Origin of the sequence: Winogradskyella aurantia (genome assembly GCF_002266855.1) — a bacterium.
Taxonomy (GTDB): Bacteria; Bacteroidota; Bacteroidia; order Flavobacteriales; family Flavobacteriaceae; genus Winogradskyella; species Winogradskyella aurantia.
Window position 1 is genome coordinate 243,661 of record NZ_NGJN01000006.1, and the last position, 22,790, is coordinate 266,450.

Here is a 22,790-nt window from a genome sequence, read left to right on the forward strand (position 1 = left end):
TGTCTAATATAACTTAAACTTCATATTTTTCAATCAGTTCTGCTACTAACTTTCCTGATATTAGTGATGGCGGTACACCTGGTCCTGGCACAGTTAACTGTCCGGTAAAGTATAAGCCTTGCACTTTTTTACTTTTTAACTTAGGTCTTAAAAAGGCGGTTTGCGTTAAGGTATTAGCCATCCCATAGGCATTACCTTTATAAGAATTGTAATCCTCCACAAAATCATTGACACAAAATGATTCCTTAAACAGAATATTATTTTGTACACTCTGATTGGTTCGCTTTTCAAAACGATTAATGATAAGTTCAAAATACTGGTCTCTCAACTCAGGGGTGTCTTCAAGACCTGGTGCGATTGGAATTAAGAAAAAACCAGTCTCACACCCATCGGGCGCCATACTCTCGTCAGTCACCGATGGAAAATTCACATAAAATAAGGGGTCATGTGGCCATTGAGGCGTGTCATAGATTTCTTCTGCATGAGCTTCAAAATCAGTATCAAAAAATAGATTATGATGCTCTATATTATTCAACTTTTTATCAAATCCAACGTAGAATAACAAGGAGGAAGGAGCAAAGGTGCGCTTTTCCCAATAGGATTCTGAATATTGTCGGAACGTCTTATCTAACAAGGTTTCCGAATGATGATAGTCTGCACCACTTAAGACAATGTCCGATGCAATAAATTCTCCATTCACCGTAATTCCGTCTGCCTTGCCACTTTTCACATTAATTTTATCAACAGGACTTTTGGTGTGAATTTCCACACCAAGACCCTCGGCAAGACTTTTCATAGCTTTTATTATTTCATACATCCCACCTCTAGGATGCCAGGTGCCCAGACCGAAATCCGCAAAATTCATAAAGCTGTAAAATGATGGCGTTTGGTTGGGCTTTGCTCCCAAAAATAAAACTGGAAACTCCAAAGTTGAAATCAACTTCGGATTTTTAAAATTTTTGCGTACCTCAGAACTAATAGTCTTAAAAAATTGGTCTACGCGAGTTATGGTGTCTTTGGTTACCAATTCAAACGGTGACAGGCCAGGTTTTAAAACTACTTTATTAATAGCAATATCATAATGTTCTTGGGCTCTAGCAATAAAGTTTCTCAATGGCTTTGAACTACCGGTCTCAATACGCTCAAATTCAGCACAGATTTGATCCATATGGTCACCAATGGTGATGACTTCATCTGAAAAGAAAATTTTGTAGGCAGGACTTAACTTATCCAGTTCATAATAATCACTTGTGCTTTTGCCGAAGTCATTAAAAAACTTTTCAAAAATATCTGGCATCCAATACCAGCTCGGGCCAATATCAAAGGTAAATCCATCTTTCAATAATTGTCTTGCCCGACCTCCTACGGTGTCATTCTTTTCGTAAACAGACACATCATATCCGGCTTTTGCTAAATAACAAGCCGCCGATAATGCCGAAAATCCTGAGCCTATAATGGATACTGTTTTACTCATTTAATATGTTGTAGTTCTGATATTAAAGCCTCTATACTTTTAAATGGTTTTATTTTTTTAGGTAATTGTTTTAAATCTATGGCATTTAGCATTTGTCCCAGAATCCAAAATTGTGTGCCATCATTCTTTAAAATTTTCGATTCAAATTCCTTAATGTAATCATCGATATCATCTTTTTCTGGTTTAACCGTAAAATAGGAAATATAGATGATATCATCGTAATAATTTAAGAGATCTGTCAAGCTTTCCACAGGTACGCTTTGACCAAGAAAAATAGATTGATACCCTCTATTTACAATTTCGTGGTTAATAAACATCAATCCTAGTTCATGAATTTCGTTATCAGGCAAGTATAAAACAAAAGTTTTCCTAGATTTATTAATCTTCCTGGACTGAGCTATTTCCGTATTCACTAATATTTTTTGACGTATCAAGGTTGTCAAAAAATGTTCATGGGCTGGGGTAATTGTATCCGTTTGCCACAATAAACCTATTTCTGTGAGTAAAGGAATAAATACGTCATAAAAAACCTTATCAAAGGATTTTTCTTTTAACAGGGACTCGTAGGTGTTGTAAAATAGTATTTGGTCAAAATTCAGCATCGCCAATTTAAAAGAATTGATAGCATGGCTTTCTATATTGTTTTGGGCAGCTATCTCCCTCACCAACAGAGGAATTTTGTGCTCCTGAATTGTTGCGATTTTTGATATCTTATAACCATTGTTATTTAGATAGCTAACATTTAATAACTTTTGAAAGCTAGCTAAGTCGTAATATCGAATATTCGTTTCGGTGCGTTTAGGCTGAAGTAAGTTGTAGCGTTTCTCCCAAATCCGTATAGTATGCGCTTTTATACCTGTTAGGTTTTCAAGATCTTTTATGCTAAACTTATTTTTAATATTGTTCATTTTTTAAAAAAAATGTTTAAACAAAAATAAGATTTATAGTTATATCAGGCATACAATTAACATAATTTAAATAAAATCCTCAGTGTTGTCGGATGCCTTAAACCTAATCAAGAATCAAAAAGGGAAAAGTGCGCACGAGAAGACTCGAACTTCCACGACCTAAACGGCCACTGGCCCCTCAAGCCAGCGCGTCTACCAATTCCGCCACGTGCGCAATAAAGAAGTCTAAAGATAAAAAAAAAGTTAAGCAAAAAGGCTTAACTTATGTGACCGGGCTGGGGCTCGAACCCAGGACCCTCTCCTTAAAAGGGAGATGCTCTACCAACTGAGCTACCCGGTCAGTTTTTCGTTCTTTGAACGAGGGTGCAAATATATAATGTTTAATTAATAAAACAATAGTTTTTTTAATTAAAATTTTCGTTTTTTTGCCCAGCTTTTCTTAGTAATTTAATAATCAATTTATAACGAGGATGATTATACTTTTAATAGGATACATGGGCTCTGGCAAAACCACCGTTGGTAAAAAGTTGGCTGATGTTTTAGATTTTGCTTTTGTGGATTTAGATGAATATATCTCTGAAAAAGAGGAGTCATATATCAGCTCAATTTTTGATGAGAAGGGAGAGATTTATTTTAGAAAAAAAGAAAGTGAATATCTTGATTATATTTTAAAGTCTTCGGAAAATCTTGTTTTAGCTTTAGGTGGAGGAACGCCTTGTTATGGAGAAAATATGAGTTACATAAAAAATAATGAACAAGCTATATCATTTTACATCAAATTACCTATTCAAGACTTAACCAATAGGTTAATGACAGAAAAACAAAAAAGACCATTGATAAAGCATATGGCTACTAAAGATGAACTGACTGAATTTATTGGGAAGCACCTTTTTGAAAGATCAGGATTTTACAGTGAAGCCGATTATACTATTAATGCAGCTAACAAAACGGTTGAGGAAATTACAGAAGCTATTGTTTTAAATTTAATCTAAATATGCTTCATAAGGCTTTTTCGAAAGGTTTACATTAACATGCTCATATAACGAAGTAGAAAGGCTTATACCTTTGAAATCTGCCTTTACAGGATATTTTTTATGGTTTCTGTTTACTAGAACCGCCGTTTTAAATTGCTTTAGAGGTACGTCTAAAAAGTGCTTTATGCCATAAATTAAGGTACTTCCTGAATTTAAGACATCATCAATCAAGACAATCGATTTATTGGCATAGTCCTTTTGATTCATTGAGGTTAAAACAGGTGTTGTAGGATTATTTTTATCAATTGTTACACGGCATAGGGTAGATTTAATTTCTGAAATCTTGTCGAGATTCGCTTTTATTTTTTTTGCCAATAAATAGCCGTTACTCTCTATACCAGCAATGACAAGGTCTTTCTCGTTCACATTGCTTTCATATATTTGATAGGCAATACGTTTAATCTTATGCTCTATGGTTTTATGATTTAAAATGGTATTCTTCGCTAAGGCCATTATGTCTTTTTTTCAAAGATAAAAAACAGTTCATTACCCAGTCTTTGTTTTATGGAATTAATTGATGGTTCTAAAACCTTTATATTAAAATCTTTCCTGAAAAGATTGCTGTATTCGGCCTTATTACCCCCAAACGGTGGGCCAGTTTCAGATAAAGGGAAATTAAATAACAAGCCAACCAATTTGCCCTTGCTTTTCAAGAGCTTAGTCATTTGTTCGACATAGGCTTTTCGGAAACTTGGATGTAAGGCACAAAAGAAGGTTTGCTCAATGATAACATCAAAGGTGTCTGAAATTTTAAAAAAATCAGTGTGAAGAAGCTGGTTTTCTGGGAAGTCCTTCAATCGAGTTTTTAAATTAGTCAAAGGTGTTTTAGCAATATCAGCAGCATAAATATGTTTAAACCCTAATTTCCATAAATACTCAATTTCATGGCTATTACCAGAACCAGGAACAAGTATTTTTACAGACTTGTCTTGAAGCTGGTCAAAGTAAACTTTAAGAGGCAGCGATATATGCCCTATATCCCAACCAGTATCATTCTCCTTATATCTATTTTCCCAATAAGAGCTATTTAAATCATTCTTCTTCATAAAACCCATCTAAGTCACGTCTATCTTTTTTGGTTGGCCTTCCAGTACCCTTTTTTCTATAGTAATCTTTACTGAATTTTAATAGCTCTTGTGCTTCAAAAGACTCTTTAGGGGTGGTATCCGTTCTGTATATATCAACGAGCTTTGCTCCAACACGACTCTTAGGTAAATCATTTATGGTTAACTTATAGGTGACTTGGTTTTTACGCACTTCTAATTGGTCCATGGCATAAACCTCACGTGATGGCTTTACGATATGACCATTAACCCTAACTCGACCTTTTTTGCAAGCTTCAGTTGCTATATTCCTAGTTTTGTAGTATCTAACTGACCATAAAAATTTATCGACTCGCATATATTTTCATTAAAATCTGCGTTATTCTTGTAATGCAAAAATATTATAATATTGTATCTTGCGCAGCAATTTTATCTGTAATTATACAGGTAGATTAAATAAAATAAAAACTTTGAAAATGAAAGTAATTAAATTTAGTGGTTTAATTCTCTTGCTCATAGGTTTATTAATGGCTTGCGAGGAAGAAGACCCAAGGACAGTAGATTTTGTAGAGCGAGATAGGACAGAGCAACAAGCTGCTGACAAGGACTCTATATTACAATACCTATCAACCCATTATTACAATTCGGGCTTCTTTCAACAAGGCACGAATTATACCTATGAAGATATAGAAATTGCTGAATTACCAGTTGATGAGAACGGGAATTATCTTGATTTGCCAGATCCCGCTAATAACACCCTATTATTGAATGCTGTAGAAACCTATACTTCCGTTTTTAGAGATACAGAATATGAGTACTACATCTTGAGGATAAATCAAGGAGGTGGCGAATCTCCGCAATTTACGGATGCAATAAGATATAGATTTGAAGGAACTGTAATAGAGAGTCAAATAGTTTTTCAATCTATTAGCTCACCAGATATTTTAGATCTTCAGTCTGATGGATTTAGTACGTTAGGTGCTATAAGAGGGTGGCAATTGGTCATACCTTCATTTCAAACTTCGGAGGATTTCACTACGGGTATTGATGGTGTAGTTAATTTCAATAATTATGGGTTGGGTGTTATGTTTTTACCTTCCGGATTGGCTTATTTCTCTGGGGCTTTACCAGATTTGCCACAATATTCTAACCTAATTTTTAAATTTGAACTTTTACAATATCAAGAGGTTGATCATGAGTCCGATGGCCTGCCTTCTTATGTTGAAGACTTAGATGCTAATTTATCAGTTATTGATGACGATACAGATGGGGATGGTATTGCAAACTACATCGATGGAAACGATGATGGTGATTCGGTTCTTACATTTAACGAATTACTGCCAACACAATATATTGTAGATACGACAATAGGAGAGACAGAGCCTGAGCTAGCAAGTAATGAATATGAACTTAACAGAACAACTGTTAATGGTATCATCACAATTAATACGGTTACTGCCGTGGATTCTAATGATGACGGCCTTCCCGATTATTTGGATCCTGAGATTGAAATAAATTACAATGAGGGTCAATAAAAATTTCGCAAGACTTTATTGATAAAAAAAAGCTGCCCATATAAAGCAGCTTTTTCTTTTTTTAAAAGGCAACTGATAAACTGAGGATGAGTTGATCAGGTCTTGTATCTATTCTCCCTACCGTAGCGGGACCAAAGTTGTTGTCAATAAAAGTGGCTTCATTCTCGTTGAACCCTCGCTCGTATCTCAAATCAATACCTATTTTATTGAAATTAACACCAACTCCAAAGTTTAGTCCCATGGAGAAATCATTTTCAATGTCATCAATAGTAATGCCGTCAAATTCTGAGTCTAAAATATATTGCAAGGAGGGTCCAGCAAAAACACTGAGCGGACCAATGACTTTTATGCCAACCAAGAGAGGGGCGTCAATTTTCTTTACGGAGAAGTCACGGCTATCGTAGTCGCTCTTGGTTGCCGTATACACTAATTCAGGTCTAAAGTATACGCGGTTGCCAAGTTTACCAAAAACACCTAAATGATAACCAATATTTCTATCGGGATTTTGGGCGTTAGCTGAAATGGACTCAAAATAATCACCATTCCCACTATAATTTAATCCACCTTTAATACCGAAGGAACTACCTATTTGTCCTGACGCTATTGACGTAGATAGTATAATAAATAAACCTAAAAAAAGTACTGACTTTAAATTCTTCATGACATTAGTTTTAAATTTAGACAACTAACATCATAAACGGTGCCATTTAATACTTATTTTCTCTTAAGAACATTTTTTACCGCTTTTTCTATGGCCGCACTGTTAAGTCCGTACTTGGCTAAAAGTTGGGCAGGTGTGCCAGATTCACCGAAAGTATCGTTGGTTGCAACAAATTCTTGAGGCGTTGGTTTATTTTGACTTAAAACCCGTGCTACACTTTCACCAAGCCCACCGTAATAATTGTGTTCTTCAGCTGTTACAATACAACCCGTTTTAGAAACAGATTCTAATATAGCTTCCTTGTCCAGTGGTTTTATGGTATGGATGTTAATGACTTCAGCAGAGATGCCCGAATCGTTTAGCACTTTTGACGCTTCTAAAGCTTCCCATACCAAGTGACCGGTAGCAACGATAGTGACATCTGTACCTTCTGTGAGTTTTACGGCCTTTCCTATTTCGAAAGCGCCATTATCAGGTGTAAAATTCGGGACCTTAGGTCTACCAAACCTTAAATATACAGGACCTTTGTGTTCTGCAATCGCAAGAGTAGCAGCTTTAGTTTGATTAAAGTCGCAGGTATTAATGACCGTCATGCCAGGAAGCATTTTCATTAGACCTATATCTTCCAAGATTTGATGGGTTGCGCCATCCTCGCCTAGAGTAACACCTGCGTGCGATGCACAAATCTTAACGTTCTTACCGGAATAAGCTATGCTTTGTCGAATTTGATCGTATACACGGCCTGTGGAAAAGTTAGCAAACGTACCGGTGAAAGGAATTTTCCCGCCAATGGTCATACCTGCTGCAATACCCATCATGTTCGCTTCGGCAATACCAACCTGAAAAAATCGCTCAGGATGATTAGCCTTAAAGTCGTCCATTTTCAGCGAACCAGTTAAATCTGCACATAGGGCCACCACATTGTTATTTGATTTTCCAAGCTCTGTTAACCCAGCTCCAAAACCTGACCTTGTATCCTTACTTCCTGAATTTGTATATATTTTCATGTCTTTTAATGCGTTGCAGATTAATAATCTCCTAGTGTTTCTTTGTTTTGAGCTAATCCTATAGCCAATTGGTCGTCATTAGGGGCCTTACCATGCCATGCATGTGTATGCATCATAAAGTCAACCCCATGACCCATTACAGTTTTTAATAAAACACAGACCGGTTTTCCATCACCTGTAAAGGATTTGGCTTTTGTCATCCCCTCAAGAACAGACTTAATATTATTGCCATCTTCAATTTCAACCACGAGCCACCCAAAAGCTTCAAATTTTGCCTTTATGTTACCCATTGGTAATACATTATCAGTAGAGCCATCAATTTGCTGGCCATTGAGGTCTACAGTTGAAATAAGATTGTCAATTTTATTAGCTGCTGCGTACATTATGGCTTCCCAGTTTTGACCTTCCTGTAACTCTCCATCACCGTGCAGACTATAGATCAAATGAGAGTCTTTATTTAGTTTTTTTGTTTCGGCTGCACCTATTGCTACGGACATGCCTTGACCTAGAGAACCTGAGGCAATTCTTATACCTGGCAGACCTTCATGTGTCGTTGGGTGCCCTTGTAGCCTAGAATCAATCAACCTGAAAGTATTTAATTCTTCAATTGGAAAATAACCTGACCGGGCTAGAACACTATAATAAACCGGTGAAATATGACCATTAGACAAAAAGAACAAATCTTCATCTATTCCATCCATATGGAAACCTTCCGTAGTTTTCATAATAGCTTGGTAAAGCGCTACTAAAAATTCTGTACAACCTAATGATCCACCAGGGTGGCCTGAATTCACTTTGTGGACCATCCGTAGGATATCTCTCCTTACCTGCGTAGCTAAGTCTTCTAATTCTTGAATATTTGGCATTGTATGACTCTTAAATTTCGGTACAAAAATAAGTTTTTAATGATGCTGTACAAGTCACGAATCTCTTCACTTATTAACGATTTCAATGATTTGCTAACAATTTTGAATTTAATTAAGATGCCAATGCTCAGGAGTTATTTATATTTGCGCTCATACGCATTAGTTGATGGAGTTTAAACAATTAGCAAATGATAAGGAATCTAAGGCCAGGGCGGGTTTAATAACAACGGACCACGGGACTATTGAAACACCTATTTTTATGCCAGTGGGTACGGTAGCTTCTGTTAAAGGTGTTCATCAAAGGGAATTGAAAAATGATATCAATCCAGACATAATCTTGGGAAACACCTACCATTTGTACTTGAGACCTCAAACAACTATTCTAGAAGAAGCTGGAGGTCTCCACAAGTTTATGAATTGGGATAGAAATATTTTAACGGACTCTGGAGGATATCAAGTGTACTCCTTATCTGCTAATAGAAAGATAAAGGAAGAAGGCGTTAAGTTCAAATCGCATATTGATGGCAGTTATCACGTCTTTACACCAGAGAATGTTATGGAAATACAACGTTCTATTGGTGCAGACATTATTATGGCTTTTGATGAATGCACGCCTTATCCTTGTGATTATAATTATGCTAAACGGTCAATGCACATGACTCATAGATGGTTAGATCGTTGTATGCAGCATTTGAAAACATTACCTTTTAAGTACGACTATGCTCAAACTTTTTTCCCTATAGTTCAAGGGAGCACCTATAAAGATTTGCGACGACAATCTGCAGAATATATAGCCAATGTAGGTGCAGAGGGAAATGCTATTGGAGGTTTGTCTGTTGGAGAGCCTGCAGAGGAAATGTATGCTATGACCGAAGTGGTTTGTGATATCCTGCCGCAAGATAAGCCAAGGTATCTTATGGGAGTGGGAACACCTATCAATATTTTAGAAAATATTGCGTTAGGTGTAGATATGTTTGATTGTGTTATGCCAACACGTAATGCTAGGAATGGTATGCTTTTCACAGCCAACGGTACAATAAATATAAAGAACAAAAAATGGGAGAATGATTTCAGTCCAATAGATGACATGGGAATCACATTTGTAGACACAGACTACAGTAAGGCCTATTTAAAGCATTTGTTTTCGGTTAACGAATTATTAGGAAAACAGATAGCCACCATTCATAATCTTGGATTTTATTTATGGCTGGTGAGAGAAGCCAGAAAACATATTATTGATGGTGATTTTGGTGTTTGGAAAGATATCATGGTGAAACAAATGGATAAACGATTATAATAGGTGAAGATTTTAGATTGGTACATATTAAAGCGATACTTGTTGACATTTGTTATGATGCTCCTATTGTTTATTCCTATTGGTATTACGGTAGATTTATCGGAGAAAGTAGGGAAAATACTTGAAAATAAGGCGCCCTTTGATGAGGTAGTAGCCTATTACCTTGATTTTACGGTATATTTTGCCAATTTACTGTTTCCTCTATTTTTATTTTTATCGGTCATATGGTTTACTTCTAAGTTGGCTAATAATACAGAAATAGTTGCGTTTTTAAGTTCTGGTGTGTCGTTTACGAGATTCTTGAGACCCTATTTGATTGGGGCTACTATAGTGGCATCTTTTGCACTGTTTTTAGGTATGTTCCTTGCCCCATATGCTAGTAAAGGATTCAATGAATTTAAATATACTTATCTTAAAAAGAACAAGAATATTCAACAGACTAGGGATGTTTATCGTCAGATTAACGATAATGATATTATTTATGTGAGCAATTTTGTGGCCCAAAGTAAATCGGGAATGAATTTTACTTATGAGCATTTTGAAGGCAATGAGTTGAAGTACAAAATATTTGCAGATAATATTAGGTACATTGAAGAGGATTCCACCTACCGTTTAACACGTTACGTAAAGCGTAGCTTTGAGAATGGAGTTGAGAGCATTGAGCAAGAACGAAGTAAGGAATTGGTTTTTCCATTTGAACTCGAAGATTTGACACCTGTAGAATATGCAGCAGAGACAAAGCCTTATGGCGAACTTTTAGATTTTATTAAAGCAGAAAAAAGACGTGGTTCGTCAAACATTGGGCGCTATGAAGTTGTTAAGCTTAAAAAATGGAGTCTACCGGTTTCAATATTTATTTTAACTATTATCGCTGTTGCTGTTTCCTCCGTAAAACGAAGAGGAGGTATGGGCGTAAACTTAGCATTTGGTATTGCCATAGCCATGGTCTTTGTGTTTTTTGATAAGGTATTTGGCGTCATGGCAGAGCAGTCCAATTTTCCGCCTCTGATAGCAGTCTGGTTTCCTAATGCAATATTTGGTATTTTAGCCATATACATGCTGCAAAATGCCAAACGCTAAATTAAAGCATTACCTCCATTTACATTTCCTGGTTTTTATTGCCGGTTTTACAGCCATTTTAGGTGAACTGATTTCAATTGGTTCTCTTGAATTGGTTTGGTATAGAATGGCAATTGCTGGTATTTTAATGTTTGCTTTTATCAAATTGATTAGGCTAGACATAAGGGTTAGTAAAAAAAACATAATGCAATTTTCAGTGGCTGGTGTAATCGTAGCTCTTCACTGGATAACTTTTTTTGAATCCATCAATCAAGCTAATGTTTCCATAGCTTTAGCCATGTTTTCATCTGGTGCTTTTTTTGCCTCCTTTATTGAACCCATTTTTTTTAAACGTCGCATATTAGCGTATGAAATTCTTTTTGGCATTATCGTAGTTATAGGTGTTTTTCTTATAACGAGTAGTGAGATAAGGTATATCAATGGTATCATTCTAGGGCTTTTATCGGCTTTACTTTCAACACTATTTGCAGTTATAAATGGTCGCTTTATAGAAAAACATAATTCAACGGTCATTTCATTTTATGAATTTATAAGTGGAGTTGTATTCTTAACCGTATTTATTCTAATATCAGGAGGGTCGTTTAATTCAGATTTCTTCACGCTTTCAGCATCAGATTGGATTTATATTGTTATCCTAGCATCCGTTTGTACGGCTTATGCATTTATTGGTGCGGTTGAGGTTATGCGACACATCAGTCCGTTTACAGTCATTTTGAGTTATAACTTAGAGCCGCTTTATGGTATTGCACTGGCTATGATTTTATTTTCTGAGAATGAGCAGATGTCCGCTCAATTTTATATAGGAGCGCTACTTGTTTTAACAGCTGTTCTTTTTGATGCCATTCTAAAAAATAGCAAATATCGAAAACGGAAAAGGCGCATCATAACCGATTAAAGTTTTTATATTTGTAGCTATAAACTAACTAACGAATATCTAACTTCAATATGGAATACTTAGAGTTTGAATTACCGATTAAAGAGCTCGAAGAACAGCTAGATAAGTGTCAGATTATAGGTAAAGAAAGTGATGTTGATGTTACTGAGACCTGCAAGCAGATTGAAAAGAAACTCGCTGAAACTAAAAAGGAAATCTATAAAAACCTTACGGCATGGCAGCGTGTTCAATTGTCTAGGCATCCTAACAGACCTTATACCTTAGACCATATTAAAGCGCTTTGTGGCGATTCTTGGTTAGAGCTACATGGCGATAGAAACGTAAAAGATGATAAGGCTATGATTGGTGGCCTAGGTAAAATAGGTGATCAATCCTATATGTTTATCGGCCAGCAAAAGGGTTACAACACCAAGACAAGGCAATATAGAAATTTTGGAATGTCCAATCCTGAAGGCTATCGTAAGGCCTTAAGACTAATGAAATCAGCTGAGAAATTCGGTATCCCTGTAGTTACATTGATTGATACGCCTGGAGCATATCCTGGATTAGAGGCTGAGGAACGTGGCCAAGGCGAAGCTATTGCGCGAAATATTTTAGAAATGACTAGGCTGAAAGTCCCTATTATAACTGTGATTATTGGTGAAGGTGCTTCTGGTGGAGCTCTTGGGATTGGTGTTGGAGACAAGGTTTTGATGTTAGAGAATACCTGGTACTCTGTAATTTCACCTGAATCTTGTTCGTCTATTTTATGGAGAAGCTGGGAATATAAGGAACAAGCTGCAGAAGCCTTGAAGTTAACTGCAAAGGATATGAAGCGTATGAAACTTGTGGATCAAATTATAAAAGAACCATTAGGTGGAGCGCACACGGATAGGGAAAAGACATTTATTGCTGTTAGAGATGCAATAGTATCCTCATACGAAGAACTTAAAAACTTATCACCAAAACAATTGGTAAAGCAACGCATGGAAAAATATGAGCATATGGGTGTCTTTAAGGACTAAAACCTCTAGCCATAAGTAACTTAGGAAACTGAAGTTTTTAACTTCGGTTTTTTTTATCCTTATTAACAATATATTTGAGTTATTAACAGTTAGATTGTTAATGAGCTGTTCAAATCCAGATGCACATAAAATCAATTACATCGATACTATTTAGCTACTTTTGTGACTTATGAAACAACCCAACCCAGTATCAGGCTATAAAGTAGATAAAAGCTCAATCATCAGTTTAGAGAAAGGTAAAATACCTCCGCAAGCTATTGATTTAGAAGAGGTTGTGCTTGGTGCTATGATGATCGATAAGAAAGGTGTGGATGAAGTTATTGATATTTTAAGTCCAGATGCCTTCTACAAAGATGCTCACAGATATATTTTTGAAGCCATCTTTAAACTATTTGAAAATAGTCAGCCTGTTGACTTATTAACCGTTTCTAGCCAACTCAAAAAAGATGAGAAACTGGATATGGTCGGGGGTGATTTTTACCTTATTTCCCTTACCCAAAGAGTGTCATCTTCTGCTCATATTGAATTCCATGCACGTATAATTCTCCAAAAATACATTCAGCGAAGTTTGATTAAAATTTCAAATGAAATAATTGAGGAGGCTTATGATGAGACTAAGGATGTATTTGATTTGCTCGATAATGCTGAAGCCAAACTTTATGAAGTTACCCAGGGTAATGTCAAAAAATCGACTGAAACAGCTCAGAGCCTTGTAATTCAGGCCAAGAAGAAAATTGAAGAGATTTCTAATAAGGAAGGTTTAAGTGGTATTCCATCAGGATTTGATAAGGTAGACAAATTGACCTCAGGTTGGCAACCTTCAGATTTGGTTATTGTTGCCGCTCGCCCTGGTATGGGTAAAACTGCATTAACACTAACCATGGCGCGGAATATTGCTGTGAATAAAAATATTCCGGTAGCCTTCTTCTCGTTAGAGATGTCTTCGGTGCAGTTAATTACAAGATTAATTTCTAGCGAAACCGGTTTGTCATCAGAAAAACTGAGAACGGGCAAATTAGAAAAGCACGAATGGGAACAACTCAATGTTAAGGTAAAAACACTTGAAAAAGCACCTTTATTTATAGACGATACCCCATCACTGAGTATTTTTGATTTAAGGGCAAAGGCACGTCGATTATCATCCCAATATGGCATTAAGCTTATAGTTATTGATTATTTACAATTAATGACCGCGGGTGGAAGTCAAAAAGGAGGTAATCGCGAACAAGAAATTTCTACCATCTCAAGAAATTTAAAGGCTCTAGCGAAAGAATTGGATGTCCCAGTTATTGCTTTGTCGCAGTTATCTCGAGCTGTTGAAACACGGGGTGGAAGTAAACGACCGCTACTATCTGATTTGCGCGAATCTGGAGCTATTGAACAAGATGCGGATATTGTCTCTTTTATTTACAGACCAGAATACTATAAAATTGATGAATGGGATGATGAGGAGCGTTCACCAACTGAAGGCCAGGCCGAATTTATCGTGGCTAAGCACAGAAATGGGGGTCTAGATAATATTAGATTGAAATTTATTGGTCATCTCGGTAAGTTCGATAACTTAGACGATTTCGATACACCATTTGGTGAGTTTCATTCCAAAATGAATGCGGCTGCAAACGATGATACATTTAAACCAGATTCTTTCCCGTCGGCGTCAGACGCTTTCGATGGTCCAGAGGATGATGGCGTTCCCTTTTAGCAATATTTTATATAAGTATAACGTCTATTTTGACGTATCTTTGTGTTTCGCTATAACAAAGAATGCTGCCTCATGCTTAACCAAAGACGAACAACAAACTTGTTGTTACTTATAATCGTAATTCCCCTCGTATTTTATCTATTAAAAGTACTATCCTTTATTTTTATTCCTCTAATATTTTCTATGTTCATTGCCTTGTTATTTTTGCCTTTAATGCGCATTTTGGGTAGAAGAAGGGTACCAAAGGTAGTTAGTATTGTAATTGTATTGCTTTTGGTTATTGGGGGCTTAAAAATAGGTATAGAACTTATTCAGTTGTCTAGCCGTGAAATACTGGCTAATAATTCTAGCTTTTTAGAGAAAGCCGAACCTAAATTGATAGATTTAAAAAAATATCTTTTCGAAAATTTCGGGATTGAAGTGGAAACAGATAAAAACGTCTTTGCTCAATTATTTCAAAAAGAAAATATTGGTTCCACCATTGATTTCTTGCGTTCATTTGTGACTTCATTACTAATGACCGCTTTTTTTGTAGTCTTGTGGTTGGCAGAGTCCATTAACGTTCACAAACTTTTGAACAACACGATTTTAAAACAGAAACACACCTCAATTAAGGCATTCATGAAGATCGAAAAAGACCTGATAAAGTTTATAAAGGTTAAATTTTTGGTCAGCGCCCTAACAGGTGTATTCACTGGTTTGATGTGTTTATTTTTTGATGTTAGCTTTCCCATTTTTTGGGGCTTGTTTGCTTTTGCGATAAATTTTGTCCAAATGGTAGGTTCCTTTATATCTGTTGTTTTATTATCCATATTTGCTTTTGTGGAACTAGACCCAACAAGCACCTTGTTTTTCTTTATACTATCAATAAGTCTTGTACAGATTGTATTTGGAGCTATTCTAGAACCAATTTTTATGGGTAAATCATTTTCCATAAATATTATCGCTGTTTTGGTGATGCTCATGTTTTGGGGTTTTTTATGGGGTATTCCTGGGTTGATAATGGCTATACCAATTACCGTTTTTATTAAAATTATACTAGAACAGTTTCCGAGCACGAAATTGATTGCCAGTTTGCTATCCGGTAATGAAACGGAAGTCAGAAATCTCTAATAAAACACATCTGGTAAAAAGGTAATTTTGAGTATCTTTCTTACGGATTTTAAAACCTAAGACATGGTCCATGGTACTCATAATGCTTTAGAGGATTCTAGAAATAGTGATATCCTCATTTCTATTAATGACAAACTTTATCCCAGAAAGGAAGCTAAAATTTCAGTGTTTGATAGCGGCTATTTAGTTGGCGATGGTGTTTGGGAGGCCTTTCGCCTGCATTCGGGTGTGCTTATTTTCCTCAGTGATCATTTGAGTCGTTTATGGCAATCGGCAGCCACTGTTGGTATGAAACTACCCTTTACGAAAGAAGAGTTAACCTCAAAGATATGGCACACTTTAAAAGCAAATGATATGTCAGATGGTGTGCATGTTAGGGTCATGGTTACACGTGGTATAAAGAAAACACCGTCACAAGACCCTCGACTAACAATATCTGGGCCGAACGTAGTTATAATACCTGAATACAAAACAGCTTCAATGACCTCAAAGGACAAAGGAATTTCATTGTTTACTTCCACTATACGAAGGGGTTCACCAGATTATTTAGATCCAAGGCTAAATTGCCATAGTAAATTGCATGAGGTGCAAGCTTTGATTCAAGCAATTGAAGCAGGAGCTGATGAAGCATTAATGTTGGATATTCACGGTTTTGTTGCAACCTGCAACGCTACAAATTTTTTTATAGTTAAAAACAATGAGGTTTGGACTTCAACAGGTAAGTATTGTATGAATGGCATTACCAGGGGAAAAGTGATTGACCTCTGCAAAGCAAATGGTATATCCTGTTATGAGAAGGATTTTTCACTTTTTGATGTTTATGGTGCGGATGAAGCCTTTGTAACTGGCACATTTGGCGGATTAACGCCTGTCATAAAAATAGATGGGAAAACTATTGGAGAAGGTAAATATGGTGATATGACAAGGCGACTAAGTAAAATATACGAGGCCTTAATTGAAAAAATAATACTAAATGAATGATGTAAAGCGTATCTGTTTATGGTCTGGTCCGCGCAATATCTCTACCGCATTAATGTATGCATTTGCCCAGCGTGAGGACAGCAAGGTGTTTGATGAGCCACTTTATGCTTTTTATTTAGCAAATCATCCGGAGGCAAAATTTTATCATCCAGGCGCAGAAGCTATTTTAAGAACTATGGACAACAAGGGCTCCTCTGTTGTTGAGACGATGCTTTCTAACCATGACAAACCAGTCTTGTTTTTTAAACACATGACACATCATTTATTAGATTTAGATCGCAGCTTCATGAGTAAAACGCTCAATATTATACTTACAAGAAATCCTGTTGATATGTTACCTTCTTTTGATAAGGTAATTAAGAATGCGTCTTTAGCTGATGTTGGTTATAAATTGCATGTTGAATTGATGCGTTACTATGAAAAGAATAATATTCCTTTTGTGGTATTGGAATCTAAGAGACTCTTGCTGGACCCAGAAGGACAATTGAATAAGCTTTGCGCATTTCTCAATATTCCTTTTGATAAAAATATGTTATCATGGCAGCCGCATCAACGTAAAGAAGATGGTATTTGGTCAAAATATTGGTATTCTAGCGTTCATCAGTCTTCTGGGTTTGCAAAATATAAATCAAAAAAAACGCCCTTTCCAGAGCATTTAAATCCTCTTCTACATAAATGTTTGCCCTATTATAATAAAATGATGCAAAAAGCGATTTAGCTCTTAAAAGAATGATAAAGAAGACCCGTTTAGGTTAAATTTTAATTATTTTAGGTCAAAATTGTATGACATTGAAAAGAACAATCTTACTGTGTTTTGCTTTAGTTCTATGGGTTCATGGGTATGCTTCATATATTCTTATTCCTATGGATGCTGAATTCCAAGAGAATCATTTAAAAGCTTATGGGGTTACCTATTGGACGCTTGAACGCGATTTAAAGGTGAAGTGGTTGTTAAATTATCGCGGGGGCTCCTTTTTATTGCCAGATGCTGAAATCATCCGACGTGAGTGTCAAATTAGAGGGGTTTCTTTTGAAGTTATTTCAGACGCGAAAGCCTCCCAAATTCTTGATGATATATCAAGTCCAGCAGTTAATCAAGAAGCTGTGGTATTAGAAAAAGCTCCAAAAATTGCTGTTTACACACCTTATGGCAAACAGCCATGGGATGATGCCGTTACTATGGTGCTGACTTATGCGGAAATTCCATACGAAACCATTTATGATGAGGAGGTGTTGAAAGACGAATTACTGCTTTATGATTGGTTGCACCTACACCATGAGGATTTTACAGGGCAATATGGTAAATTTTATAGAGCTTATCGCTCTTCGGCATGGTACATAGAAGAAAAACGAGATGCGGAAGAACTTGCTGCAAAATTGGGATACGGTAAAGTGTCTGAAGCGAAATTGGCGGTAGCACTTAAAATAAGGGATTATGTAGTAGGAGGTGGGTTTATGTTTGCTATGTGTTCGGCAACCGATAGTTTTGATATCGCTTTATCTGCTGAAGGTGTAGATATTTGCGAGCCTATGTTTGATGGGGATGGCAGTGATCCAGGCTATCAAAATAAAATTGATTATTCTAAAACCTTCGCTTTCAGGGATTTTATTTTAGAACGTAGCCCCAATGTTTACGAGTTTTCTTCTATTGACATGACGAGAAAGCGACAGATTCCTATGACAACGGATTATTTTACTTTAATGGAATATTCAGCCAAATGGGACCCCATTCCAACGATGTTAACTCAAAACCATACGGCCTTGGTGAAAGGATTTATGGGTCAAACGACATCATTTACACGGAACCAAATAAAATCCAATGTATTGGTAATGGGTGAAAATAGAACTAATAAAGAGGCTAAATATATCCATGGTATTAAGGGTAAGGGTTTTTTTACGTTTTATGGAGGCCATGACCCAGAGGATTATACGCATAGGGTAGGAGACCCCAAAACAGAGCTTGATTTGCATCCAAATTCTCCAGGCTACCGTTTAATACTTAACAATGTGCTGTTCCCTGCCGCTAAGAAGAGAAAGCAAAAAACCTAGTAGGCATTATGTTTGGTAGTATTTTAGAATGTTCTGGGTTTTAAGAGCAGTGCCCGGCCAATATTTTTATCTTTTTAGGAAATTGCTTTTACAGAGTAAAAATAAGTGCTGCAGCCTTGGGATAAATTTTCGACCCATAACCTAGGGTTATACATTTTACGGAGCCTTGAAAAATAAATTGGGCAGTAATAGATAAAACAAAAGGATTCTTACTATCCGTTCAAAGAAATCTTATCAAAAGAGGTATAAAGTAATATTATATGTGTAATGTGTAAGTAAAATGAAAAAACCCGATTCATTTTGAATCGGGTTTTTATAAGCGAAATGTTGTTATTAATTTGGCTAAACGCCTTATTTAACTTTGTTTACTATAGCCTCAAAAGCTTCTGGGTTATTCATAGCTAAATCGGCAAGAACCTTACGATTCAATTCAATATTATTAGCTTTTAATTCACCCATAAATTTTGAATAGCTCATCCCATGTTGTCTGGCACCTGCGTTAATACGCATAATCCATAGCGCACGGAATGTTCTTTTTTTGTTTCTGCGGTCTCTGTACGAATATTGCATCGCTTTATCTACCGCGTTTTTTGCTACGGTCCAAACGTTTTTACGTCTTCCCCAGTAGCCTTTTGCTTGCTTAAGAACCTTCTTTCTTCTAGCTCTTTTTGCAACTGAATTTACTGATCTTGGCATTTCTTAATTGTTTTTTGTAGTAGGCGACCAAAATTATGATACTTGCTAAATACTTTTGCCTAACTCCAGGGTTTTACATTGTTTTTAACCGGTTAGATTTACTTCAAACGAAGCATTTGTCTAACATTGTCTTCGTCAGCCTTGTGCACTAATGTGTCATGGGTCAACGCAAGCTTACGCTTTTTAGATTTTTTAGTCAAAATATGACTCTTAAAAGCGTGCTTTCTTTTAATCTTACCAGTGCCAGTTAGTTTGAAACGTTTCTTAGCACTCGATTTTGTCTTCATTTTAGGCATTTGTCCTAGTTTTTAATTACGTTTCGCTTATTTTAAACTGAACTTACTTCAGCATTATTTATTTTTCTTGGGCGCAATGAACATAATCATTCGTTTCCCTTCTAGTTTAGGCATTTGCTCTACCTTACCATAGTCTTCCAAATCTTGCGCAAGTCTCAATAGTAAAATTTGCCCTTGTTCTTTAAACACGATAGAACGTCCTTTGAAAAAGACAAAGGCCTTTAATTTTGCACCGTCTTTTAAAAACTTAATGGCGTGTTTCTTTTTGAACTCATAATCATGATCATCTGTTTGAGGTCCAAAACGAATTTCTTTAACAACCACCTTGGTCGCTTTAGATTTTAGCGCCTTTTCGCGTTTCTTTTGCTCGTAAAGAAACTTTTTATAATCCATAACCTTGCAGACGGGAGGTTTGGCATCCGGTGAAATTTCAACAAGGTCCAAGCCTTGTTCATCAGCAATGGCTAAAGCCTGCTTCAAAGGGTAAATCCCAACTTCAACATTATCTCCAACAACTCTAACTTCATCAGCTCTTATTTTAGAATTAATTTTATGCTTGTCTTCCTGAGCTTCTCTTCTGTTGTAACTTCTTCTATTTCTACGTATTGCTATGGCTTATTTGATTTTAATTAAACTTTATCTAAATGTCTTTAAACTACTTTTTATTTCATTATTTATCAAGTCTACAAACTCTTTGACCTTTATTGTGCCAATCTCCTCACCACCGTGTTTGCGCACTGTGATGGTATTGTTTGCTTCCTCTTCTTCCCCAACGATAATCATATAGGGGAACTTGGTCATTTCTGCTTCCCTTATTTTTTTACCAACAGTTTCATTTCTGTCGTCAGCGAGGGCGCGAATTTCGTCATTTTCTAGCAAATTTAAAACTTTTTGAGCGTATTTTTCATATTTCTCACTAATCGAAATAATCATAACCTGTTCTGGTGTCAGCCAAAGAGGAAAATTGCCTCCTGTGTGTTCAAGTAAAATAGCCACAAAACGCTCCATACTTCCAAAAGGGGCTCTGTGAATCATTATCGGTCTGTGCAACTCATTATCACTACCTTTATAGGTAAGGTCAAAACGTTCAGGTAAGGTATAATCTACTTGAATAGTTCCAAGTTGCCATTTTCTACCCAGGGCATCCTTTACCATAAAATCAAGTTTTGGACCATAAAATGCCGCCTCACCTTCTACAACAGCATAATCTAGATTTTTGTCTTTAGCTGCATTAAGTATGGCATTTTCTGCTTTCTCCCAGTTTTCCACACTTCCAATATACTTTTCAGGAGTTTTAGGATCTCTAATAGACACCTGTGCTGTAAAGTTTTCGAATCCCAAAGAACCAAAAACATAAAGGACTAAATCAATAACTTCCTTAAATTCTGAATCTAAATGCTCAGGCGTACAAAAGATATGTGCATCATCTTGAGTGAAACCTCTAACTCTTGTCAAGCCGTGTAACTCACCACTTTGTTCATATCTATATACAGTTCCAAATTCAGCATAACGTTTTGGAAGATCCTTGTAAGAAAACGGTTTGTGCTTAAATATCTCACAATGATGAGGACAATTCATGGGTTTTAATAAAAACTCCTCACCTTCTGCAGGTGTTGAAATCGGCTGGAAACTATCTTCACCATATTTTGCGTAATGACCAGAGGTAACATATAATTCCTTTTGACCAATATGCGGTGTTACTACCATTTCATAGCCTGCTTTTTTTTGTGCTGCCTTTAAAAAATTCTCAAGACGTTCTCTTAATGCGGCGCCTTTAGGTAACCAAAGTGGAAGCCCCTGACCGACTTTCTGTGAAAAAGTGAACAGCTCGAGTTCTTTGCCCAATTTCCTGTGGTCTCTTTTCTTGGCTTCTTCCAATAAATGTAAATACTCGGTAAGGTCCTTTTGTTTCGGAAAGGAAATACCGTAGACCCTAGTGAGTTGCTTTTCATTTTCGTCACCTTTATAATATGCACCTGCAACACTTAGAATTTTGACCGCTTTGATAATTCCGGTATTGGGTACGTGTCCACCGCGACACAAATCTGTGAAGGTCGAATGGTCACAAAAACTAATGGTACCATCTTCAAGATTTTGAATTAAATCAACTTTATATTCATTCTTACCTTTATAATAGGCTAAGGCGTCAGCTTTAGACACATCCCTCATTTTGAAATCATACTTACCCCTGGCGATTTCCATCATTTTTGCTTCGATGGTATTAAAATCTTTCTCAGAGATAGTGTCGTCGCCCAAATCTACATCATAGTAAAAACCATTTTCTATAGCAGGTCCAACCCAAAGCTTTACGCCTGGATACAATTCTTCAAGTGCTTGAGCTAAAACGTGAGCACTAGAATGCCAGAACGCTGTTTTTCCTTCATCATCTTTCCAAGTATATAAAACCAAGCTACCGTCTTTTTGCAACGGAGTTGAAGTTTCAATAATGGTATCATTGAATTTTGCTGAAATAACATTTCTAGCAAAACCTTCGCTTATATCAAGGGCAACCTCATACGGAGTTACACTTTTTTTATAGGATCTAACCGAACCATCCGGTAGAGTAATATTAATCATTATATAGGATGTAAAATTGAACCCACAAAGATATATGTATATAAGGAATAGACAAAGTGAAGTTGTATTTAAATAGAAGGGCACTTCGAATTTGCAGAAAGTCCTCGGAATGGAAGTGACATTCCTTAACGTTCTGTATGGATTGAGTTCTTAAGACTTTGATTTACCTCATGTATTCGCTTTTTGAAATAAATAGTAAAACAATATTGATTTCACGAGGTATTGCTCCGAGATTTAAGGAAGTTTTTTATTTAAATTAAAGGGCGAATGTATAGAACAAATAATCTCAATTGAATAGACTTTTCAAAAAGTTTCAGACATAGGTGTTTGGCTTACATAGTATTGGGTAGCTCCAAAGAATAAAGTTCAAAAAAGTAGTTGGGTATTGTTTTAAACCCATTATATTTGCGCCCCGTTTGGGAGATGATTTTGGTGTGATTTTTTGGGAGGTACAAAATATTTCAAAAAATAGTTTGGAAGATGTTGCGGGAATAAAAAAAGGGTTTTATATTTGCACCCGCTTAACGAGGAAACGAGTTTGGCAAGCAATATAAAAGTTCATTAACATATTG

23 protein-coding genes and 2 tRNA genes are annotated in these 22,790 nt (G+C 36.3%); 11 read left to right on the plus strand and 14 right to left on the minus strand.

The window, feature by feature from the left end:
• Positions 1-13 precede the first annotated feature (13 nt).
• The 4 genes from CA834_RS12225 to CA834_RS12240 form a co-directional block, all read right to left on the minus strand.
• Complete coding sequence (locus tag CA834_RS12225; RefSeq protein ID WP_094968995.1) at positions 14-1,474, minus strand: phytoene desaturase family protein; 1,461 nt, start codon at positions 1,472-1,474, stop codon at positions 14-16.
• Positions 1,471-2,382, minus strand: coding sequence for a MerR family transcriptional regulator (locus CA834_RS12230; RefSeq protein WP_094968996.1), 912 nt, complete (start codon positions 2,380-2,382; stop codon positions 1,471-1,473). Before CA834_RS12230 ends, CA834_RS12225 begins: the two co-directional genes overlap by 4 nt.
• A gap of 129 nt (positions 2,383-2,511) precedes the next feature.
• Positions 2,512-2,596 (minus strand) — tRNA-Leu (locus CA834_RS12235).
• Positions 2,597-2,649: 53 nt separating this feature from the next.
• Positions 2,650-2,722 (minus strand) — tRNA-Lys (locus CA834_RS12240).
• A 130-nt stretch (positions 2,723-2,852) separates the two neighbouring features.
• Between CA834_RS12240 and CA834_RS12245 the strand changes: the two genes are divergently transcribed.
• Entirely contained in the window at positions 2,853-3,374 is a 522-nt protein-coding gene (locus tag CA834_RS12245; protein WP_094968997.1) for a shikimate kinase, read from the plus strand.
• Here the strand turns inward: CA834_RS12245 and CA834_RS12250 are convergent.
• From CA834_RS12250 to CA834_RS12260, 3 genes are read right to left on the minus strand one after another with little or no spacing between them, the layout of a single operon-like run.
• On the minus strand, positions 3,366-3,869 hold the full coding sequence (locus CA834_RS12250) for a phosphoribosyltransferase family protein (RefSeq protein ID WP_094968998.1): 504 nt from the start codon (positions 3,867-3,869) through the stop codon (positions 3,366-3,368). The two genes, CA834_RS12245 and CA834_RS12250, sit on opposite strands and share 9 nt — an antisense overlap.
• Positions 3,869-4,462, minus strand: coding sequence for a methyltransferase domain-containing protein (locus tag CA834_RS12255; protein ID WP_317042087.1), 594 nt, complete (start codon positions 4,460-4,462; stop codon positions 3,869-3,871). Before CA834_RS12255 ends, CA834_RS12250 begins: the two co-directional genes overlap by 1 nt.
• A complete protein-coding gene (locus CA834_RS12260; RefSeq protein WP_094969000.1) occupies positions 4,449-4,817 on the minus strand; it encodes an RNA-binding S4 domain-containing protein in 369 nt (122 codons plus the stop codon). Before CA834_RS12260 ends, CA834_RS12255 begins: the two co-directional genes overlap by 14 nt.
• A gap of 118 nt (positions 4,818-4,935) precedes the next feature.
• On the opposite strand from CA834_RS12260, the gene CA834_RS12265 reads away from it, so the two are divergent.
• Positions 4,936-5,994 carry an FKBP-type peptidyl-prolyl cis-trans isomerase gene (locus CA834_RS12265; protein WP_094969001.1) on the plus strand — a complete coding sequence of 353 codons (1,059 nt, stop codon included), beginning with the start codon at positions 4,936-4,938 and terminating at the stop codon, positions 5,992-5,994.
• Between the two features lie 61 nt (positions 5,995-6,055).
• Here the strand turns inward: CA834_RS12265 and CA834_RS12270 are convergent, their stop codons facing one another.
• Genes CA834_RS12270 through CA834_RS12280 form a run of 3 tightly spaced genes read right to left on the minus strand, consistent with a single transcriptional unit; the run spans position 6,056 to position 8,528 of the window.
• Positions 6,056-6,655: an outer membrane beta-barrel protein gene (locus tag CA834_RS12270; RefSeq protein WP_094969002.1), complete on the minus strand. Its 600-nt coding sequence runs from the start codon at positions 6,653-6,655 to the stop codon at positions 6,056-6,058.
• A gap of 53 nt (positions 6,656-6,708) precedes the next feature.
• On the minus strand, positions 6,709-7,662 hold the full coding sequence (locus tag CA834_RS12275) for a transketolase family protein (RefSeq protein WP_094969003.1): 954 nt from the start codon (positions 7,660-7,662) through the stop codon (positions 6,709-6,711).
• A gap of 20 nt (positions 7,663-7,682) precedes the next feature.
• A complete protein-coding gene (locus tag CA834_RS12280; RefSeq protein WP_094969004.1) occupies positions 7,683-8,528 on the minus strand; it encodes a transketolase in 846 nt (281 codons plus the stop codon).
• Between the two features lie 166 nt (positions 8,529-8,694).
• Here CA834_RS12280 and tgt point away from each other — a divergent pair, with 166 nt between their 5' ends.
• From tgt to CA834_RS12325, 9 genes are all read left to right on the plus strand, one after another.
• Positions 8,695-9,825, plus strand: coding sequence for a tRNA guanosine(34) transglycosylase Tgt (tgt, locus tag CA834_RS12285; protein WP_094969005.1), 1,131 nt, complete (start codon positions 8,695-8,697; stop codon positions 9,823-9,825).
• A gap of 3 nt (positions 9,826-9,828) precedes the next feature.
• Positions 9,829-10,905 (plus strand): LptF/LptG family permease, encoded by a 1,077-nt coding sequence (locus CA834_RS12290; protein WP_094969006.1) that lies wholly within the window; start codon positions 9,829-9,831, stop codon positions 10,903-10,905.
• The gene (locus CA834_RS12295; protein WP_094969007.1) at positions 10,892-11,800 is read left to right on the plus strand and encodes a DMT family transporter; all 909 of its coding nucleotides are present in this window, start codon (positions 10,892-10,894) and stop codon (positions 11,798-11,800) included. Before CA834_RS12290 ends, CA834_RS12295 begins: the two co-directional genes overlap by 14 nt.
• A gap of 50 nt (positions 11,801-11,850) precedes the next feature.
• The gene (locus CA834_RS12300; RefSeq protein ID WP_094969008.1) at positions 11,851-12,804 is read left to right on the plus strand and encodes an acetyl-CoA carboxylase carboxyltransferase subunit alpha; all 954 of its coding nucleotides are present in this window, start codon (positions 11,851-11,853) and stop codon (positions 12,802-12,804) included.
• A 169-nt stretch (positions 12,805-12,973) separates the two neighbouring features.
• Complete coding sequence (gene dnaB / locus CA834_RS12305; RefSeq protein ID WP_094969009.1) at positions 12,974-14,506, plus strand: replicative DNA helicase; 1,533 nt, start codon at positions 12,974-12,976, stop codon at positions 14,504-14,506.
• Between the two features lie 72 nt (positions 14,507-14,578).
• A complete protein-coding gene (locus CA834_RS12310; protein WP_094969010.1) occupies positions 14,579-15,619 on the plus strand; it encodes an AI-2E family transporter in 1,041 nt (346 codons plus the stop codon).
• A 63-nt stretch (positions 15,620-15,682) separates the two neighbouring features.
• Positions 15,683-16,600, plus strand: coding sequence for an aminotransferase class IV (locus CA834_RS12315; RefSeq protein WP_094969011.1), 918 nt, complete (start codon positions 15,683-15,685; stop codon positions 16,598-16,600).
• Complete coding sequence (locus tag CA834_RS12320; RefSeq protein WP_094969012.1) at positions 16,593-17,318, plus strand: sulfotransferase-like domain-containing protein; 726 nt, start codon at positions 16,593-16,595, stop codon at positions 17,316-17,318. The genes CA834_RS12315 and CA834_RS12320 overlap by 8 nt, the downstream gene beginning before the upstream one ends.
• Before the next feature lie 146 nt (positions 17,319-17,464).
• A complete protein-coding gene (locus tag CA834_RS12325) occupies positions 17,465-18,649 on the plus strand; it encodes an asparagine synthetase B (protein ID WP_094969030.1) in 1,185 nt (394 codons plus the stop codon).
• Between the two features lie 351 nt (positions 18,650-19,000).
• Here the strand turns inward: CA834_RS12325 and rplT are convergent, their stop codons facing one another.
• From rplT to thrS, 4 genes are all read right to left on the minus strand, one after another.
• Positions 19,001-19,345, minus strand: coding sequence for a 50S ribosomal protein L20 (rplT, locus tag CA834_RS12330; RefSeq protein WP_094969013.1), 345 nt, complete (start codon positions 19,343-19,345; stop codon positions 19,001-19,003).
• 98 nt (positions 19,346-19,443) lie between these two features.
• Positions 19,444-19,641: a 50S ribosomal protein L35 gene (gene rpmI / locus CA834_RS12335; RefSeq protein ID WP_094969014.1), complete on the minus strand. Its 198-nt coding sequence runs from the start codon at positions 19,639-19,641 to the stop codon at positions 19,444-19,446.
• 54 nt (positions 19,642-19,695) lie between these two features.
• Positions 19,696-20,247 (minus strand): translation initiation factor IF-3, encoded by a 552-nt coding sequence (infC, locus tag CA834_RS12340; protein ID WP_094969015.1) that lies wholly within the window; start codon positions 20,245-20,247, stop codon positions 19,696-19,698.
• 30 nt (positions 20,248-20,277) lie between these two features.
• Positions 20,278-22,218 carry a threonine--tRNA ligase gene (gene thrS, locus CA834_RS12345; protein ID WP_094969016.1) on the minus strand — a complete coding sequence of 647 codons (1,941 nt, stop codon included), beginning with the start codon at positions 22,216-22,218 and terminating at the stop codon, positions 20,278-20,280.
• Positions 22,219-22,790 lie beyond the last annotated feature (572 nt).

Excerpts from the sequence above, each read along its gene's own strand:
- CA834_RS12310 (WP_094969010.1), top strand. The coding sequence starts at position 14,579 with ATGCTTAACCAAAGACGAACAACAAACTTGTTGTTACTTATAATCGTA.
- CA834_RS12275 (WP_094969003.1), bottom strand. The coding sequence starts at position 7,662 with ATGAAAATATATACAAATTCAGGAAGTAAGGATACAAGGTCAGGTTTT.
- CA834_RS12255 (WP_317042087.1), bottom strand. The coding sequence starts at position 4,462 with ATGAAGAAGAATGATTTAAATAGCTCTTATTGGGAAAATAGATATAAG.
- thrS (WP_094969016.1), bottom strand. The coding sequence starts at position 22,218 with ATGATTAATATTACTCTACCGGATGGTTCGGTTAGATCCTATAAAAAA.
- CA834_RS12225 (WP_094968995.1), bottom strand. The coding sequence starts at position 1,474 with ATGAGTAAAACAGTATCCATTATAGGCTCAGGATTTTCGGCATTATCG.
- CA834_RS12320 (WP_094969012.1), top strand. The coding sequence starts at position 16,593 with ATGAATGATGTAAAGCGTATCTGTTTATGGTCTGGTCCGCGCAATATC.
- CA834_RS12300 (WP_094969008.1), top strand. The coding sequence starts at position 11,851 with ATGGAATACTTAGAGTTTGAATTACCGATTAAAGAGCTCGAAGAACAG.
- tgt (WP_094969005.1), top strand. The coding sequence starts at position 8,695 with ATGGAGTTTAAACAATTAGCAAATGATAAGGAATCTAAGGCCAGGGCG.
- CA834_RS12280 (WP_094969004.1), bottom strand. The coding sequence starts at position 8,528 with ATGCCAAATATTCAAGAATTAGAAGACTTAGCTACGCAGGTAAGGAGA.
- CA834_RS12260 (WP_094969000.1), bottom strand. The coding sequence starts at position 4,817 with ATGCGAGTCGATAAATTTTTATGGTCAGTTAGATACTACAAAACTAGG.
- rpmI (WP_094969014.1), bottom strand. The coding sequence starts at position 19,641 with ATGCCTAAAATGAAGACAAAATCGAGTGCTAAGAAACGTTTCAAACTA.
- dnaB (WP_094969009.1), top strand. The coding sequence starts at position 12,974 with ATGAAACAACCCAACCCAGTATCAGGCTATAAAGTAGATAAAAGCTCA.
- CA834_RS12265 (WP_094969001.1), top strand. The coding sequence starts at position 4,936 with ATGAAAGTAATTAAATTTAGTGGTTTAATTCTCTTGCTCATAGGTTTA.
- CA834_RS12230 (WP_094968996.1), bottom strand. The coding sequence starts at position 2,382 with ATGAACAATATTAAAAATAAGTTTAGCATAAAAGATCTTGAAAACCTA.
- CA834_RS12295 (WP_094969007.1), top strand. The coding sequence starts at position 10,892 with ATGCCAAACGCTAAATTAAAGCATTACCTCCATTTACATTTCCTGGTT.
- CA834_RS12245 (WP_094968997.1), top strand. The coding sequence starts at position 2,853 with ATGATTATACTTTTAATAGGATACATGGGCTCTGGCAAAACCACCGTT.
- CA834_RS12270 (WP_094969002.1), bottom strand. The coding sequence starts at position 6,655 with ATGAAGAATTTAAAGTCAGTACTTTTTTTAGGTTTATTTATTATACTA.
- CA834_RS12250 (WP_094968998.1), bottom strand. The coding sequence starts at position 3,869 with ATGGCCTTAGCGAAGAATACCATTTTAAATCATAAAACCATAGAGCAT.
- CA834_RS12325 (WP_094969030.1), top strand. The coding sequence starts at position 17,465 with ATGGATGCTGAATTCCAAGAGAATCATTTAAAAGCTTATGGGGTTACC.
- rplT (WP_094969013.1), bottom strand. The coding sequence starts at position 19,345 with ATGCCAAGATCAGTAAATTCAGTTGCAAAAAGAGCTAGAAGAAAGAAG.
- CA834_RS12315 (WP_094969011.1), top strand. The coding sequence starts at position 15,683 with ATGGTCCATGGTACTCATAATGCTTTAGAGGATTCTAGAAATAGTGAT.